Raw genomic sequence first — 15,725 nt, 5'->3', positions numbered from 1 at the left:
AAATGGAACAATCATTAAATGAAATCCTCTCGGCCAAAAACGAGATGGTTAAAAAAGGTCTCATCGTAGACGCTACAGAAAAGTTTTTTGCTCCGAATGTCAAAACCATTGATTTTGATGGTACGGTGACACATGGCAAAGCAGAAATGGTAAACAAGATGCAGGGATTCGCTGCAGCTATTGCCAACGTAAACGGCATCACCCTGCACAATACTTCCCTGAACGGAGATGTGTCTTTTGCAGAATTCACTTTTGACTTTGACATGAAAGACGGCAGCAAGATCCTATGGCACGAAATACTTCGCACCGTATGGGAAAACGGGCAGATCGTAGAAGAACAATACTTTAAGTCTTAAAACAGTAAAAATGAAACTCGTAACTAAAAAGATACATGCCTATCTGGATTATCCGGTAGCCGTATCGCTTATGGTATTACCATTTGTTTTAGGATTGGGAAGCTCTAATCCACTTGCATTGTACCTATCCGTAGGTACGGGTATTGCTGCCTTTGTACTTACACTTTTAACAGACCACCAGCTGGGTGTTTATAGAATAATCCCTTATTCCGGACACTTGTTGGTTGACGCCCTTGTGGGAATCGTGTTTGTAATCACGCCCTTTGTATTCTCCTTTCAAGGCTGGGATGCCTGGTACTATTGGATAAACAGTGCAGCAGTATTAACCGTAGTAAGCTTGCATAAACCCGAAGAAGAAATTTAGTATAACAATAAAGTAAAACAACATATCATGAAATCATTATCATTATTAATCGCAGCTCTATTTATATCAACTTTAGGGCTTGCACAGGATTACAAATCCAATCACAATGTAGACGACAGTAAAATAGCGCTTCAGGGGTACAGCCCTGTATCCTATCTGGATTTAGGAATAGCGCAAAAAGGACTCAAAGAACACAAAACAACCTACCAGGGTCTTGCTTATTATTTTACCAGCAAGGAACAGCAAAAGACCTTTGAGGCAAATCCTACCAAGTATCTACCTCAGTACGGTGCTTATTGCGCCTTTGGGGTGTCTGTTGGTGCAAAATTCCGGGTAGACCCTAATAAATTTGTGGTTAAGGATGGGAAATACTATTTATTCCTCTACGATCTGGAAGTAGACGCCCAACAACTTTGGTTAGCAGGCAAACATAAAGAACTGGTAAAAACGGCAGATGCGAATTGGAAGAAAATGAGCAAATAATAATTTTTGGATTATCGTTAAAAACGCCTGGGGCTTGATGTCTTGGGTGTTTTTTGTATTCAAATAGCTAAGACAAATTATTCATAGAAAGCTAAACTCAACACCTAGAATTCAACACCTGGTATTCAAATCCTGAAAAGTTTACTTAAAGTCCTGGGAAGTTTAAGTTCAGGTTTAAACTATGGCCTTTGCTTTTCTGAATCTTACTAATGCTTGAGAGATTATCCAGGAATTTATTAATGTAAACTTAATACAAGTTATTTCCTAGATTGTAGGATTTTAATTACTTTATATATCAGAATAATGATACTATAATGAATAAAGTCCTTTTCTTAGTATTGAACCTTCTTTTTCTGGCGACCGCCTGTGACGATGACCCAACAACTACCTTACAAGATGTCAATATCGTCGCCCAGGGAGATTGCACGGTCGCAACTATGTCCGGCCTGAGTGCAACGTTGTGCATCACGGATGTAGCGGGTAATCCCCAGGATTTATTTGATCAGAACGAAAACTTTATCATCTCCTTAACCTTCCAAAATGATTCCGCAGAGCTGGTAAAAATAAAGGAAGAATATTTGGCTAATGAAGGTGTGTTGACGGTTATGAGTAACGAAAGTGATGAAAGTTTTGGAAAGCCTTTTACCTCGGCCTCCTGTCAGTTTGATGGGAATCCTTATATGGAAATTCCTCCGGGCGAATCCTATGTGGTCAGCAGCCCCTGGGTACTACAAGAGGGTGTGAGTATAATTGGGCCCATTTGCAAGTCCAACAGCAATGAATACCTGGCAACCGGGTCTTATAGGGTCGTGGTAACCCTCGACTTCGTCATGGAAATGGGTGGTGAATCCATTAATGTGGAAGGAGGCAATGCATTAAGTATAGAATTCAACATTATGTAAATAACATTTTTTAACCTAAATCCAATCGCTATGAAATCTTCAGCCTTACTATGCCTGTTTTCTCTTCTCTTTTCACAAATACTATCTTCACAAGTGGAGTCCAACTTTTATCCCGAGGGGAACGCAAGGGCCACCATTGCTTCCATGACAGCAGATTTTAAAGCCCAGAACAAAAGGGACATGCCGAGCTTTGACGTACAGGCGATGCTTCGTGAGGATGAGCAAAGAGCAAAGTCTGAAACTCCAAGACCCTACCGCTTCGGAAAAGGCTTTGACACCAATATAAACGTAAGCCTTGCAAAGGATGGAGAAGAAACGCAGGAAGGCCGCAGCTGGTCCATGGAGTTTTATTCGAGAGGTGCCATTTCTATCAATTTTGTTTTGGAAAGATTGAACCTTGCCAAAGGTGCCGAGCTTTACCTGATCAACGAAAGCGAAACTATGACCTATGGGCCTTTAACCAGTATGAACAACAAGATTGATGGCGTCTTTCTCACAGATCTTATCTTCGGGGAACGGGTAACCATGTATGTTACCGAACCCCTGGATGTGAAAGAAAGTTCTTCATTTACCATTAAAAGGGTGGTCCATGCTTATCGGGGACTAAGTGCAGGAGAAATGACAGGCGGAACCCCGGGAGCTTCGGAAGCGTGTAACAATGACCTCGCCTGTTTTGCGGCATGGATGCAGCCAGGCCGTTCGGAAGCCCTGATACTTTTATCAAACGGAAATGAACATTGTAGTGGCTGTTTATTGACTACTACAGACAACGCTTTTCGTCCTTTTTTCCTAACGGCCTTTCACTGTGCAGACTCAAACCAAAACGATGTTTTGAGTGCAGGGGAAAGGAATAATGCAGAGGATTGGATGTATAAATTCGGTTTTAGACAGGTAAGCTGTACTTCTACCAATTTCCACTACAATTGGACCACTACCAATGGAGCTACCTTCAGGGCCGGTTGGGGCAACACGGATTTCCTGCTTATGGAGCTTCAGAGTACCAGTGTAGTTAGCTACAGTGGAAATGTGACCTTTGCCGGCTGGGACAGGCGGGCAAACACCCCGACCAGTGGCGCTTCCATACATCATCCTGCGGGGGACATGACAAAAATTTCAATCGAAAATAATGCTTTCCAAACTTCAAACTGGGGCGGGGTCAATAACCATTGGCTTGTTAATTTCGATGACGGGGTGGTACAACACGGCTCTTCCGGTAGTCCGATATTCAATCAGAATCAAAGGGTGGTCGGCCAACTACACGGCAACCAAAATTATAATCCTTTTAATACCTACTGTAATCAGCCTAGAGGTGAATATGGAAGGTTTAATCTGTCGTGGACAGGAGGGGGCACAAACGACACCCGTTTGAGCAACTGGTTAGATCCATGTGGAACCGGGGCACAGACCACAAACACCATTTTGGCCCCTTATTTAAATAGCTATAGTTCTATCGGATGTACGGCAAAGAGTTACACGGTATATAATCTACCTGCGGGTTCAACAATTAGCTGGAGCAATAGCAGCAATTTAACCAGGGTCTCTTCACAAGGTTCAAATCCCGCAAGTTTCAAGGCCAACGGAACCGGGAGTGCATGGGTACGTGCTACGGTTACCCCACCTAACGGATGTGGCAACAGTTACGTCATAAATTCCAACACAACTGCAGCCGGTGGTACTACAATAACCATATCCATATCAGGGCCTGATTATCACGGATGGATCATTGCGCAGGCATCAGGAGGTTCCGGAACACATACCTGGACTTTGAACGGCAGCACCACATGGACATCCACATCAACTACTACCAGCCGTTATGTAGGCTGTTATGGAGGCTATCTAACCGTTCAAGCGGCGGGGAACTGTGGACCGGGTAGTGGTGGAACAGGTATTCCTTCCGGATGTAGCGGTGGAGGCTTTTATTTCTCGGTATACCCAAATCCATCAAACGACGAAATAAACATCGCCCAGGTACACCAACAGAAAAACAGTTCAAGTACGCCAATCTTGTCCTTGAGCAATGCATTAACGCTTAGTGTATATAATATGTCCGGGCAGCTGCTTAAATCCGTCAGAAAGGATGGTGGTCGGGAAACCTTCTCAATGAACGTGGCCGATTTAAAGAAAGGCAACTATATCCTAAAGATTACCGGTAAGGGAATTGATGAGACCCATCAGGTGATCGTCGAGTAGGCTATACCATAGTCTTGGAGAGTTCAGCTTAGGTTTTTGGAAAGTTTAAGTTTAATTATGTGGGTCTTTCGCTGTTCGCTATGCGCTTTGTTATTCCTATAAGTTGTAAAGAATTGCAGTGGATCTAATCTGCTAGCACCCGCACTATTTCTTAAAAACCTACGGTTCACTTTCATTCAAAAGCTTCAATCGAAGACTAGCCTTTTTGGGCAGCATAGAAGACAATCTTCGTAAAGAATCGCCGAAGCCTTGGAGGCGATTTAGAAGAATGGCTTCGGTTTTAAAGCGACGCTTTAAAAATGCCTATCCAAAAAGTGTCTTTTCTTTTGTTTCGTTTTCTTTGGACAAGCAAAGAAAATGAAAAGACAGCAATAGAGTTTATATGTGCAAAATAATAGCACGGATTACAAATCCGCGCTCTCTGTTTTGCTGGCCCGTCCGTAAGGCAGTGGACAGCAAAAATACATACAAAGAAGGTGTCCTTTTTCCATTGCTTTTTGGACAAGTAAAAAGCAATTAGTAATCCCTAAATTTATGCCTAAGGTTGACTTTAGTAAAACTGATAACGCGAATTTCTACCGAAGGCGCACAGGTATTATCCGAACTAATTTTATCCTTACAAGAACTATTTCTTGATATTCTTTTGTCTTGAAACAAAAGAATCAAAAGTTCAAGAAGGTTTTATAGGAAATTATTGTCTTTGGCAATACCGCGCATGCTGCTTACGCTCCATGCTCTTTTCCGCCTGGTGGGCTTCTACTATAACTTCACCTTTAAACTGAACGGCGGAACGCACTTTCGCTTGCAGCAGCGCTATTTCTTAAAAACCTTGGGTTCGCTTTCAATCAAAAACTTAAATAGAAGGTCAACCTTTTTGGGCAGCATAGGAGACAATCTGCGTTAAAAATCGCCGAAGCCTTGGAGGCGATTTAGAAGATTGGATACGGTTTTAAAGCAAGGCTTTAAAAATGCCTATCTCAAAAAGTGTCTTTTCTTTTGTTTCGTTTTCTTTGGACAAGCAAAGAAAATGAAAGGCCAGCGCGGATTGCAAATCCGCCCCCCATTGCTATTAAATTTTAAACCCTTTAACTTAGCACTGAGAACCTAACACTTAAAACTCCACATGGCAACCCTTCAACTTAACAGCGACCCCGAAGTAAAAACAGTGTTCGACAATTACCCGGATGACGCGAGGAAAAAAATGTCCGCCCTGCGAGCTCTTATACTAGAAACTGCGGAAGAAATGGAAGAAGTATCTCAGCTAAAGGAAACCCTTAAGTGGAATGAGCCCAGTTATATCACCAAAATTGGGAGCACCTTGCGGATCGACTGGAAAGCCAAACAGCCGGAGCAATACGCTATGTACTTTAGCTGCTCCAGCAGATTGGTATCCACTTTTAAAATGTTATATAATCAGACTTTTAGTTTTGAAGGAAACCGGGCTATTGTATTCCAAATGGACGACACCGCCCCCTACCCGGCCGAACTTAAAAACTGTATCATTGCCGCCCTTAGGTATCACAAGGTGAAACAACTGCCTACCCTGGGGATCTGAAAGCTATCCTTAATCCCTTTTAATGATCTCCGATGCGCCGGAAAGATCCTGCTTTCTAATAACCGCATCTCCCCTATAAGTCAGCGTACTGGAACCGGAAGCTTCCACATCTATGCGGTCACTAACGGACAAATACGCATCACTTGCCCCAGAAAGTTCAATATCAAGATCCGCTACCTGAAAATCCAGATCCTGCAGGGTGCTGCTACCTGCCAGTTCAGCCTCCAAAAAGGATGTTGAGCCGAAAATATCCGTCTTAGAGGCACCACTGGCGTAGACTTTAGTAACGTCTACATTGAGTTCCCCAAAAAAGTCCGAAGAACCGGAAAGCCTTATAAATACTTCCCTTTCAGACAGTTCGTTTTCCAACTGAATTCTGGAAGCTCCTGTAGCCCGGAAACGCTCCAGGCTGGAGGTAGTTATATAAAGGTTAAGGGTAACGTCTCCCCTGAGGTTCGTATTCGGTTTAATTCGTACATATAAATTGTCCCCATCCAGGGATACCAATATTTTGTCGTGTACATTGTCATTGGCTTCTATCTCTATTTTCTCCTCGGTGTCCGAGAAGGTTACAAAGGCCCTGAAAGACTGTGCCACTTCCAGGCCGGAAAAACCGGATATCCTTACTTCCCGGGTACTTACCGCATCCGAGACTCTTACGGTCTCCCGGTCACAGGAAGCCAAAAAGAGTGTGCAGATTATTGCATATAATGGTATAAGTTTCGTTTTCATTGTGTTACAGATTAGATTCGTATCGCATTTTTCTCCTTAGCTCCATTACGGGGATCCACTGAAAATTCACCGGGAACCATTCCGTTTCTTCCATCCTGCCGGCAGACTGCCCTTTTGCCGTAGTTTTCTTTATAAAAACCTCGTTATTCTCCGTGAACACGTGCTGGGCAGCTAAGGCGTGTTCCTGTTCTGATTTATTGATCATCGTCCAGTTTCTTTTTGTAACGGTTCCTACCCATATTAAATACGCCCACCTTAATGCCGATGCCTCCTGAAAATCCATTGAGTCGGGTTACGGAATCCGGGTTCAGATCAAACTTGCTGGAATGCCTGTAGCGCACCCCCGCTTCTATCTGCAGATAGCGAGAGATATTGAACAAAGCATTAATCCCAGGTTCGATAATAAAGAAGGCATCGGCGGTGTCAAAATCACGATCAAAATCTTCATCAAAAACCCGGTCGCCGTCTACGTAGGTCACACCCCCTGCTCCTATCAGCAAGGGAATGGAAAGGTTTACCCTGGATTTGCTAAAAAAGATAGGCTCCAGGTGCAGGCCGCCATATCCCCCAATAAGGTCGCCATTGTTGTTAAAGAAAGAATCCAGTACGTCCAGTTGAGAGTAGAAAAATACCCCGGACCAGCCTACTTCAAACTGCTGGTTGGCCACGTAGGCAATTTTTAATCCCCCCAGATAGGTCTCTTTTCCATCCACTTCACCTATATGGGTGGTAATCCCCAGATAGACCCCGTGGACCATATTTTTTCGGTCGTTAAAAACCAGATAATTGTCAGAATCCTGTGCTTTCAGAAAGGAGCTCGTCCCCAATAGAAAGAGCAGAAAAAGGATTGTTTGTTGTTTCATTTTAATTGGCATTTTTTTGATTGATATCTTAATAGACAAGTTGTGTTCTCAAAGGTTGCATCTACAGAGAATATTTTTAGGATTCTTTTAGGATGCTTCCATTTTTAGCGTTCATTGAGTTGTATGATGCCCTTCTTACCTTCAATAGAGATCCTTCCGTCCGGATTGTTACCGTAAACCGCATTTATTTCGCGGATCCTCTTACCGGAATCCAACACCCGGGAGTCTACATTCCTAAAAGTTTTAGGCATTCGCAACAGGCCTTGCTCCAGGGTGGCGTCAAAGTCAAAGGAAACCCCGGAGATATTCAGATTGATATCCGAAGATTCCTGTGTGATGTCTATGGCCACCACAGGGCCCTGGATCTCAGAAACCCGCATATCAGTTACCTTAAGGGTAAGGTCCACAGCATTCTGCAACTGATTGAGATAGATGGTAGTAAAGCGGATGTCCCCATCTATACTGCCTATCTCCTCAATAGTAATTTCGTCCTTACTGGAGTAGAGCCGCATTTTAGTGACCGCTTCGATTTTAACCGTACTCCCGCTGGTATTCAGGCGAAGGTCTGCCGATCGTTCCATATCCAGGCTGCCATTTTTGAGCCTTAAATTCCCATAGTTGATGGATTTTGCTCTAAGCTTTCCAAAGCTAACTGAGACATCGGCATTATTGAGGTCCCTGTTCAACCATACGTCCCCGTGTTGTACATCAGAATTCAGTTTTCCACTCCAATCCTCAATAATGAGGTCCCCGAACTTATTGCTGATCTCCAGTTCGGCATTTTCAGGCAGGTAGATGGTATAGTCTATTTGTATGTTGCTCTTATCAAAAGAAAAAGGATTGGCTTTATTAAAGTACCTGGCGATCACCCCCTGGTTCTTTTCCCTGATCTCCGAGGTAATACTCACAAAGTCGCCCGCGGTTTTGATCTCCGGTTGTATCCTGTCCAGCAAACTCACCGCGTTTTCCCTTTTCCGGTGGCTAACCGAGATATCTATGGTCACCAGCATGGCATCCCTGTCCCAGCCGTTGATAATGATATCGCCGTATTTATTGTCCAGGTGGAACTTGCCGCTGTCGGTCATATCAAAGTTCTCCTCTAGCTGCTTAGATACTTTTTCCTGTGCAAAGAGGGTCCCGCTCAACAACAGCGCCACACCCAATAGCCGCAGTTTTCTACAAAATATACACATCCTCATCGTTAGATTTTTTAGACTCGTTAATTTGCCTTAACAGATTCTCTATGAGTTCTATTCGCTTTTTATAATTGCTTACAATGGCTTCCAAAACCCTTTCATTATCCAGGTTTTTAGACATTTCCAGCTTTAGTATTTCGTATTCTTCGTCCAGCTCATCCATAAAGGCCAGGAACTCTTCCTTATCCTCAACCGAAAGTTGCGGATGATTCTGCACCAGTTGCACCTGGGCAGAGACCAGGTTCTGGTAGTACATATCTATTTCCAGCAACTCCTTACTCACGATCTGATCTTCCCCGGAAAAGCTATCCGGCCTGTTTATCAGGGTCAGGGCCGCAAACAGGCCGAACACAGCGATCACCGCTGCTGCAATCCTCCATTTTCTCGATCTCCACAACGGTATAACCTTTGGTTTACTGGCATCCAGCTCACTTTCAATGGCTGCCCACATTTTTGATCTGTCTGCTTTGTGTTGATCAAACTCTGCTCTGTTTTCATTTATGTACTTCTCAAATTCATCCATCATAATTCATTTACCAATTCAATAAGTTTTCTTTTGGCCCTGTGGTATTGAGATTTGGAGGTGGATACGGAAATATCCAATACCTCTGAGATCTCCACATGATCGTAACCTTCTATCAGGTACAGGCTTATAATTTGCCGGTAGCCGTTGGGCAATAGCGTAATCGCCTTTTTAATCCTGTTAATATCCATATGCCTGGGCTTTTCTACCGTTTCTTCTTTAATCTCTTTAAGGTGATAGGAATGTTGATCCAGGGAGGTTACGGGGATCTGTTTGAGTTTGGCGTAATTGATACTCTTATTGATCACAATGCGCTTTAACCAGGATCCGAAGGTGCTTTCATACCGAAAAGAATCCAATCTTTTGAAGGCGTCTACGAAACTGTCCTGTACCACATCCTCTGCATCTTCCTTTATCCCCAACATCCTCATGCTGATATTGTACATGGCATCCACATAGAGTTCATAAAGCTTGTATTGCGAAGCCCTATCACCAGATTTACTCTTCTCTACCAGGTCTCTGTGCCTGTAAGTAATGTTGGATTCCAATTAAATTCGGCTAACTAATAGTTGGTTAAAAGTACTTCCTTTTCAATAATAGACAGTTCAAAAATCAAAGGGTTGCACCAATAGGTACTGTTGTCCTAATTCCTGTTACATAACTACTCAAAAGTATAGCTCTGGCGCACCACCTGTGTTAGCCTAAAATAACCATTGGCATAGTTGTCCGGATTATCAACATTCACGCAGTTACCCCTTATGGCAACTGGTGTGGTGCTAAAAAGGCCGGCACCTTCACTCTGTTCGATCAGGATGCGGATAAAGTTGTGATAATCCTCCGAAATGCCGTACATCTCAATATCCACAATATCCCCCGTCACAAACTCTTCCTCATCATCATCTTCTTCCTTCTCAAACCACCAGCTGATCTCATTCCCATTCACAAACTCGTCATCCAGGTCTTCCAGTACCGGTAGCAAGTCTCCCCTTTCCTGGAAGGAGAACAAATAATAGTTATCCTCGTCTGCCGGATCGGTAAAGATCACATTAACCTCCAGGGCCTCGTCATCAAAGCCATCTTCCGTGGATTGTGTAAGATCTGTGATGTCAGTAACCGGCATCATAGTTTCAGTTGCACGATAGGTCTCTCCCTGGTATACCACTTCCAGAGTGTATTGCTGATTGAGTACTGGCACAAAACTCCCATTAAAGTATTCCCCATTGTTCTGATCTGCGAAGATGAACACGGCTCCGTTGCTATCATTGGTAACCCTTACCGTTGCTCCTGTTACCGCACTGTTCCGGTCTTCCTGAAAATAGGGTGTGGAAGTGCTCAGTTTTATGGTTTGTTCATTTCCTGCCGTGCCTTTTTCCCAATCCAGGGATGCTTCTATGGTAAGACGTTCCGGGGCCTCTTGTACTTCTACATCTATTACATCCTCACAGGAGGTGATCACAAGGACTATCAGTATGCCGTATATTTTTAATATGGTTTTCATTAGTTTTTAGAATTTGAAGTTATAGGTGACTGAAGGTACTATCCCGAAGATGGCTGTACGCGTTGCCTCATTGGCGCCGGTCTCTACATTTTGCCCAAAGGAAATAGAAGCCGCGTTCTTGCGGTTGTAGACATTGTAAATGCCAAACACCCATTCACCTTTCCAACGCGCATCTGGTTTACGATTAGGCCTGTAAGTGGCTGACAGGTCTAACCGGTGGTACGCTGGTAATCGATCCGAATTCCGGTCCGAGTAACTGGCAATAGACAATCCCTGGTACTCATACTGACCGTTGGGATAGGTAACCGGTCGCCCCGTTTGAAAGATCATATTGGCTCCAAGCGTCCATTTTTTGCTTAACTGATAGGCTGAAGTGAGCGAAAAATCGTGCGTTCTGTCAAAAGGCGTATAATACCAGTTGCCATCATTGATTCCTGGCCCTCCGGCCGTTCCGCCGGGGGTGCGCTGTTCGGATTTAGACAGCGTATAAGCCAACCATCCGGTCAATTTCCCTTCGTTTTTCCTGAAAAGGAATTCCAAACCGTAAGCCCTGGATTCTCCATTCAGGATTTCAGTTTCAATGGTGTTGTTCCCAATAAGGTCCGACCCATCTATATAGTCAATCCGGTTCTTAACGGTTTTATAGTAAGCCTCCACTTCAATGGAGAACATCTGATTATTCAAATCCCTGAAATATCCTATGGCGTACTGATCGGAGAGTTGTGGTTCGATGAATGGGCCACTTGGCGTCCATACATCCAGAGGGGTTACCGAAGTGGTATTCGATAATAAGTGGATATACTGGGCCACTCTGGAATAACCGGCCTTGATGGAAGACGACTCGTTCAGTTGATAGGCCAAGGCAGCCCGGGGTTCAAAATTCCCAAAACTTTTTATGGTCTCACTGCGCTTGTAATCCGTCTCCCCGATTTCTGTTCCCCTTTCGTAGATCTCCAAAGTGGGATTGTACACCACAGGCTGACCGTTCTCATAGAGCTTTATGGGTTGCCCCCCTAGCCTGTTAAAAGTGCTGTACCTTAATCCGTACTGTAGTGTAAGCTTCTCGCTTATTTTATGTTCTGCATCAATATACAAGCCGTTTTCCAGCCCCTTTCTTCTATCCAGGGAGAGGGGGTTTACCGCAGAAGTTTCTGAAGTAGGGCGAATTTGCCCGGGATCAAAGTCGTAATAAATGGAGCTGCCTCCAAAATCCAGGGTAAAGCGATCGTTTACATAATACTTCAGGTCGTATTTAATGTTGAAATTGTTGATGGAGGAGATCCAGTCGAACTGTTCAGAGGTAATGCCCAGATCATAATCGTATTTGCTGTAAATGAAAGAGGCATTAGAGAACAACCGGTCGTTGAAGATGTGATTCCATCTAAGGTTTCCTGAAAGGTTGCCGTAGCTACTGTTAAAACTACTTCCAAATTCAAATACATCCCGGCCGAAATAACCGGACAAAAACAGTCTGTTGTTGTCGTTCAGTTTATAATTAGCCTTTAGGTTCAGGTCGTAAAAGTTAGCGCTGTTCTGTTCGCCGGCCGCTTTTAGGAAAAGATGGGCGTAAGAACTTCTACCGGCAATCAGAAAAGACCCGTTACTGTTAAATAACGGGCCTTCAGCAGCCAGTCTGCTCGAGATAACTCCAACTCCACCTGTAAGTCCAAACTCCTTGCTATTCCCGTCCTTTTGCCTGATGTCCAGCACAGAAGAAACCCTACCTCCGAATCTGGCGGGGATCCCTCCTTTATATAATTTGATGTCTTTTATCGCGTCTGCGTTGAATACCGAGAAGAATCCCAATAAATGCGAAGTGTTATAGATAATGGCCTCGTCCAATAAGACCAGGTTCTGATCTGCTGCCCCACCCCGGATATTAAAACCGGCGGAGCCTTCCCCATTGTTAGTAACCCCCGGCAACAACTGTATGGATTTTATAATATCGGTTTCCCCCAGCACCACCGGCATTTGTTTTACCGTTCTGATGTTCAGTTTAGAGACACTCATTTCCGGTTTCTTAAGGCTTACCCGTTCAGGTTCTTCGGCGGTAACCGTGATCTCATCCAACTGAAGGGCAGTTTCACTGACCTCTATATCCATTTTCTGGTTTTTGTCCAGGGTGATCTCCATGCTGATATCCTCATATCCCATATAAGAGATCAGTAGGGTATAATTGCCTTTAGGAGCGGTAATGGAATAGAATCCGTACTCGTTGGTGATCACCCCGATGCTGGTGCCTTGCAATAAGACGGATGCCCCAAAAAGGCTTTCCCCATTGCTGGAGTCGCGAATGGTGCCACTCAGGGTGTAATTCTCCTGAGCAGAGCTAACTACTGCAAGCAGCAGTATTAGGATTGCAGTTAGTCTTTTCGTTCTTTGATTGTACATTTGAAGGAATTAATTTTAAGGTGTTTATTAATCTTTACAGGTTTCAGCTACTACTGACAGTTGGGATCTGAAAGGGTTGCACAGGAAGTTGAAATCCCTAAATTTTGACATAATTTTAACGGAATCAGGGAAGGAATTCAGGCTATCTGATTGCATTGTAAACCCTTTTTAAACGAACAATATGAATCTGGAACAGAACAAAGAGAACGCCATTGCCTTCTATAAAATGGCCTATGAGGGCGACCCCAAATCTGCGGTGGAAAAATTTATTGGGGCGGAATACATTCAGCATAACCCGGATGTAGCGGATGGAACCCAGGGTTTTATAGATTACTTTGAACGTATGCAAAAAGAGTATCCGGATAAGTCCATTGAGTTCGTACGCTGCATTGCTGAAGGTGAACTGGTGGCCCTGCATACCCACCAAACCTGGCCTGGAAATGACCAATACGTGACTATGGATTTCTTCCGCTTTGATGAAAATGGAAAGATCCGCGAACACTGGGATGCCATTCAGCAGATCCCAAAACAATCTGCGAATCCAAACACCATGTATTAAGAGCAAAAATCTAAAAAATGATCATCAGGATCTTTAAAGCCGTCGTTCCATTGGAACTTCACAAGGAGTTTGAAAAAAAATTCAAGGCAATCTCAGTACCTGTTGTAGAAAATTCCAAGGGCCTGATAAGCCTGGATATCGGTAAGCCAACAGCCTGGAACCCTAAGGAATTTGTGATGGTATCACGATGGGAAAGCGAGCAAGACCTTATTGAGTTTGCCGGCACCAGCTGGAATCAGGCGCATATCCCTAATGGGATGGAAAAGTATATCGAAAGCTGCACCGTAGACCACTTTTACGCCATTTGACTAGCTTAAATAGGCTCCATATAATTGCATTTATTGAAGTACTTTTATATTTTTATGCAATTTCTTTTATAAATGTGTTATGGACACCATAGACCAACTGGGTTACCTGGCCGTAGGTTCCCGTCTTCGCAGGATATACGAGCAACTACAAGCCTCCGGGGACCAGGTTTACAAGCAGGCCGGGTTCGACTTTAAGTCGAGCTGGTTTCCCGTATTTTATACTCTGGCGAACGCAAAATCCGCCCTAACCGTAACTGAAATAACTTCTCAAATTGCCTTCTCCAATATTACCGTAAAGAATATTCTACGGGAATTGGAGGGTCAGCAGCTAGTCACCATAGTTCCCAATCCGGCAGATAAAAGGTCCAAAATAGTGTCCTTGTCTGCTGAGGGCAAAAAACTGTCGTACAAACTAGAGCAGCTTTGGAGTTCTTTCGCACGAGCCTTAAAAGTGGTTTTTGAGACCGGCCATCCGGAAATGATGGATATTCTCGGGAGGATAGACCGTGAATTGGAACTGATATCCCTAAGCGATCGGGTTTTGGGCATGCAACACCCGGAAGTAAGCGTAAGAAATGCTTCCGATGAAGAGTTTTTCAAAGTAGGTCAACTTATGGTTGAAGTATACGCCCGCCTGAAAGGCTTTCCCAAGGAATGGGAGCAACCGGAGTACTACAAAATGCTGGCAAGCGTGGGAGAACTGACCAAAAAACCCCAAACTGAGATCCTGGTAGCGGCCACGGATGATGGTGATCTGGCAGGGGCAGTAGTATTTTTTGGGGATGTAAAGTACTATGGTGCCGGTGGCAGCGTAACAGAGGAAAAAGATGCCTGTGGCTTTCGCCTGCTGGCTGTAGATGAAGCCTTCAGGGGTCACGGAATAGGTAAGCTACTCACCAAGGCCTGTATTTTAAAAGGCAAGCAGATGGGGCTGAACAATCTCATCATCCATACCACCGCGGCCATGCAGACCGCCTGGAAAATGTACGAGAGTATGGGCTTTAAAAGAGCCCTGGATCTGGACTTTATACAGGAAGAATTACCCGTTTACGGATTCCGGCTAAGACTTAGACCCTAGATCTGTGGATTGAGCAGGGGTATTTTCAAAATCTCTCCTATCTTTAACGTCGTTCTGCACTTGCTAAAGGTGCCACCCTTGATCCAACAGATTTAGCAATCATGAAAATTGCCTACATATTGTTTAACGGTATAACCCTCCTGGACTTTATTGGCTTTTACGACCCGATCAAGAATATAAAGACCAAGGGGTTCCTCGAGGATCTTGAGTGGGACCTTTGTGCCATGGAGAAGACGATCAAAGACAGCTTTGGTCTGGAAATTACCGTAGACAAAATTAAACCCGATCTTTCCGGATACGACATGGTTTTTGTACCCGGAGGTTGGGGAACCAGACCCTTGCAGACAGATGAAGATTTCCTGGAATGGCTGCGAACTGCCAGTGATGCAAGTTATTTGGTATCCGTATGTACAGGTAGCCTGTTGCTGGGGGCAGCGGGTTTTCTGAAAGATAGGGTGGCGACCACCAATTTTAAGGAATACAAAACCCTGGAGCCCTATTGTGGAAGGGTGGCTAAAGCGAGGATTGTGGAAGCTGGGCGTATCATTACTGCCGGTGCGGTGGCTTCTTCCTTAGACCTGGGTTTGTATATTAGTGATAAGTTGATCGGAGCAGAAAAAACCGAGGAAATAAGAATAGGAATGGATTACCATCCGCAGGATTTTGAGGTACTGGTGGCCACTGCTGATGAAGATTGAAGCAGATATTTTAAAAAACTGTCCCCTTT

The 15,725-nt window shown here is 44.1% G+C and carries 18 protein-coding genes; 10 read left to right on the top strand and 8 right to left on the bottom strand.

Annotation, left to right across the window (positions count from 1 at the left end; all coding sequences use genetic code 11):
- Positions 1 to 2: 2 nt before the first annotated feature.
- The 6 genes from GTQ38_RS16280 (at position 3) to GTQ38_RS16255 (ending at position 5,850) form a co-directional block, all read left to right on the top strand.
- On the top strand, positions 3 to 356 hold the full coding sequence (locus GTQ38_RS16280; protein ID WP_161436610.1) for a SnoaL-like domain-containing protein: 354 nt from the start codon (positions 3 to 5) through the stop codon (positions 354 to 356).
- A gap of 10 nt (positions 357 to 366) precedes the next feature.
- Positions 367 to 720 carry an SPW repeat domain-containing protein gene (locus GTQ38_RS16275; RefSeq protein ID WP_161436609.1) on the top strand — a complete coding sequence of 118 codons (354 nt, stop codon included), beginning with the start codon at positions 367 to 369 and terminating at the stop codon, positions 718 to 720.
- Between the two features lie 27 nt (positions 721 to 747).
- Positions 748 to 1,203, top strand: a complete 456-nt coding sequence (locus GTQ38_RS16270; RefSeq protein WP_161436608.1) for a YHS domain-containing (seleno)protein — start codon at positions 748 to 750, stop codon at positions 1,201 to 1,203.
- Positions 1,204 to 1,517: 314 nt separating this feature from the next.
- The gene (locus tag GTQ38_RS16265) at positions 1,518 to 2,105 is read left to right on the top strand and encodes a hypothetical protein (RefSeq protein WP_161436607.1); all 588 of its coding nucleotides are present in this window, start codon (positions 1,518 to 1,520) and stop codon (positions 2,103 to 2,105) included.
- 30 nt (positions 2,106 to 2,135) lie between these two features.
- Entirely contained in the window at positions 2,136 to 4,295 is a 2,160-nt protein-coding gene (locus GTQ38_RS16260) for a T9SS type A sorting domain-containing protein (RefSeq protein WP_161436606.1), read from the top strand.
- Between the two features lie 1,123 nt (positions 4,296 to 5,418).
- Positions 5,419 to 5,850 (top strand): DUF1801 domain-containing protein, encoded by a 432-nt coding sequence (locus GTQ38_RS16255; protein ID WP_161436605.1) that lies wholly within the window; start codon positions 5,419 to 5,421, stop codon positions 5,848 to 5,850.
- Positions 5,851 to 5,859: 9 nt separating this feature from the next.
- Here the strand turns inward: GTQ38_RS16255 and GTQ38_RS16250 are convergent, their stop codons facing one another.
- From GTQ38_RS16250 to GTQ38_RS16215, 8 genes are all read right to left on the bottom strand, one after another.
- The gene (locus tag GTQ38_RS16250) at positions 5,860 to 6,582 is read right to left on the bottom strand and encodes a head GIN domain-containing protein (RefSeq protein ID WP_161436604.1); all 723 of its coding nucleotides are present in this window, start codon (positions 6,580 to 6,582) and stop codon (positions 5,860 to 5,862) included.
- Positions 6,583 to 6,586: 4 nt separating this feature from the next.
- On the bottom strand, positions 6,587 to 6,787 hold the full coding sequence (locus GTQ38_RS16245) for a hypothetical protein (RefSeq protein WP_161436603.1): 201 nt from the start codon (positions 6,785 to 6,787) through the stop codon (positions 6,587 to 6,589).
- Positions 6,777 to 7,445 (bottom strand): hypothetical protein, encoded by a 669-nt coding sequence (locus tag GTQ38_RS16240; RefSeq protein WP_161436602.1) that lies wholly within the window; start codon positions 7,443 to 7,445, stop codon positions 6,777 to 6,779. The genes GTQ38_RS16245 and GTQ38_RS16240 overlap by 11 nt, the downstream gene beginning before the upstream one ends.
- Positions 7,446 to 7,549: 104 nt before the next feature.
- The gene (locus tag GTQ38_RS16235; RefSeq protein ID WP_161436601.1) at positions 7,550 to 8,644 is read right to left on the bottom strand and encodes a hypothetical protein; all 1,095 of its coding nucleotides are present in this window, start codon (positions 8,642 to 8,644) and stop codon (positions 7,550 to 7,552) included.
- Entirely contained in the window at positions 8,622 to 9,167 is a 546-nt protein-coding gene (locus tag GTQ38_RS16230) for a hypothetical protein (RefSeq protein WP_161436600.1), read from the bottom strand. Before GTQ38_RS16230 ends, GTQ38_RS16235 begins: the two co-directional genes overlap by 23 nt.
- Positions 9,164 to 9,712, bottom strand: coding sequence for an RNA polymerase sigma factor (locus tag GTQ38_RS16225; protein WP_238857983.1), 549 nt, complete (start codon positions 9,710 to 9,712; stop codon positions 9,164 to 9,166). Before GTQ38_RS16225 ends, GTQ38_RS16230 begins: the two co-directional genes overlap by 4 nt.
- Positions 9,713 to 9,825: 113 nt before the next feature.
- On the bottom strand, positions 9,826 to 10,662 hold the full coding sequence (locus tag GTQ38_RS16220; protein ID WP_161436599.1) for a DUF4249 domain-containing protein: 837 nt from the start codon (positions 10,660 to 10,662) through the stop codon (positions 9,826 to 9,828).
- 6 nt (positions 10,663 to 10,668) lie between these two features.
- The gene (locus GTQ38_RS16215; RefSeq protein ID WP_161436598.1) at positions 10,669 to 13,053 is read right to left on the bottom strand and encodes a TonB-dependent receptor; all 2,385 of its coding nucleotides are present in this window, start codon (positions 13,051 to 13,053) and stop codon (positions 10,669 to 10,671) included.
- A 181-nt stretch (positions 13,054 to 13,234) separates the two neighbouring features.
- Between GTQ38_RS16215 and GTQ38_RS16210 the strand changes: the two genes are divergently transcribed.
- The 4 genes from GTQ38_RS16210 (at position 13,235) to GTQ38_RS16195 (ending at position 15,696) form a co-directional block, all read left to right on the top strand.
- The gene (locus GTQ38_RS16210; protein WP_161436597.1) at positions 13,235 to 13,612 is read left to right on the top strand and encodes a nuclear transport factor 2 family protein; all 378 of its coding nucleotides are present in this window, start codon (positions 13,235 to 13,237) and stop codon (positions 13,610 to 13,612) included.
- A 17-nt stretch (positions 13,613 to 13,629) separates the two neighbouring features.
- Complete coding sequence (locus GTQ38_RS16205; protein ID WP_161436596.1) at positions 13,630 to 13,920, top strand: antibiotic biosynthesis monooxygenase family protein; 291 nt, start codon at positions 13,630 to 13,632, stop codon at positions 13,918 to 13,920.
- A gap of 79 nt (positions 13,921 to 13,999) precedes the next feature.
- The gene (locus GTQ38_RS21030) at positions 14,000 to 14,998 is read left to right on the top strand and encodes a bifunctional helix-turn-helix transcriptional regulator/GNAT family N-acetyltransferase (protein WP_238857982.1); all 999 of its coding nucleotides are present in this window, start codon (positions 14,000 to 14,002) and stop codon (positions 14,996 to 14,998) included.
- A gap of 101 nt (positions 14,999 to 15,099) precedes the next feature.
- A complete protein-coding gene (locus GTQ38_RS16195; protein ID WP_161436595.1) occupies positions 15,100 to 15,696 on the top strand; it encodes a DJ-1/PfpI family protein in 597 nt (198 codons plus the stop codon).
- Positions 15,697 to 15,725 lie beyond the last annotated feature (29 nt).

The organism is Poritiphilus flavus (assembly GCF_009901585.1).
Lineage (GTDB): Bacteria > Bacteroidota > Bacteroidia > Flavobacteriales > Flavobacteriaceae > Poritiphilus > Poritiphilus flavus.
This window is presented reverse-complemented; position numbering and strand designations above follow the sequence as displayed.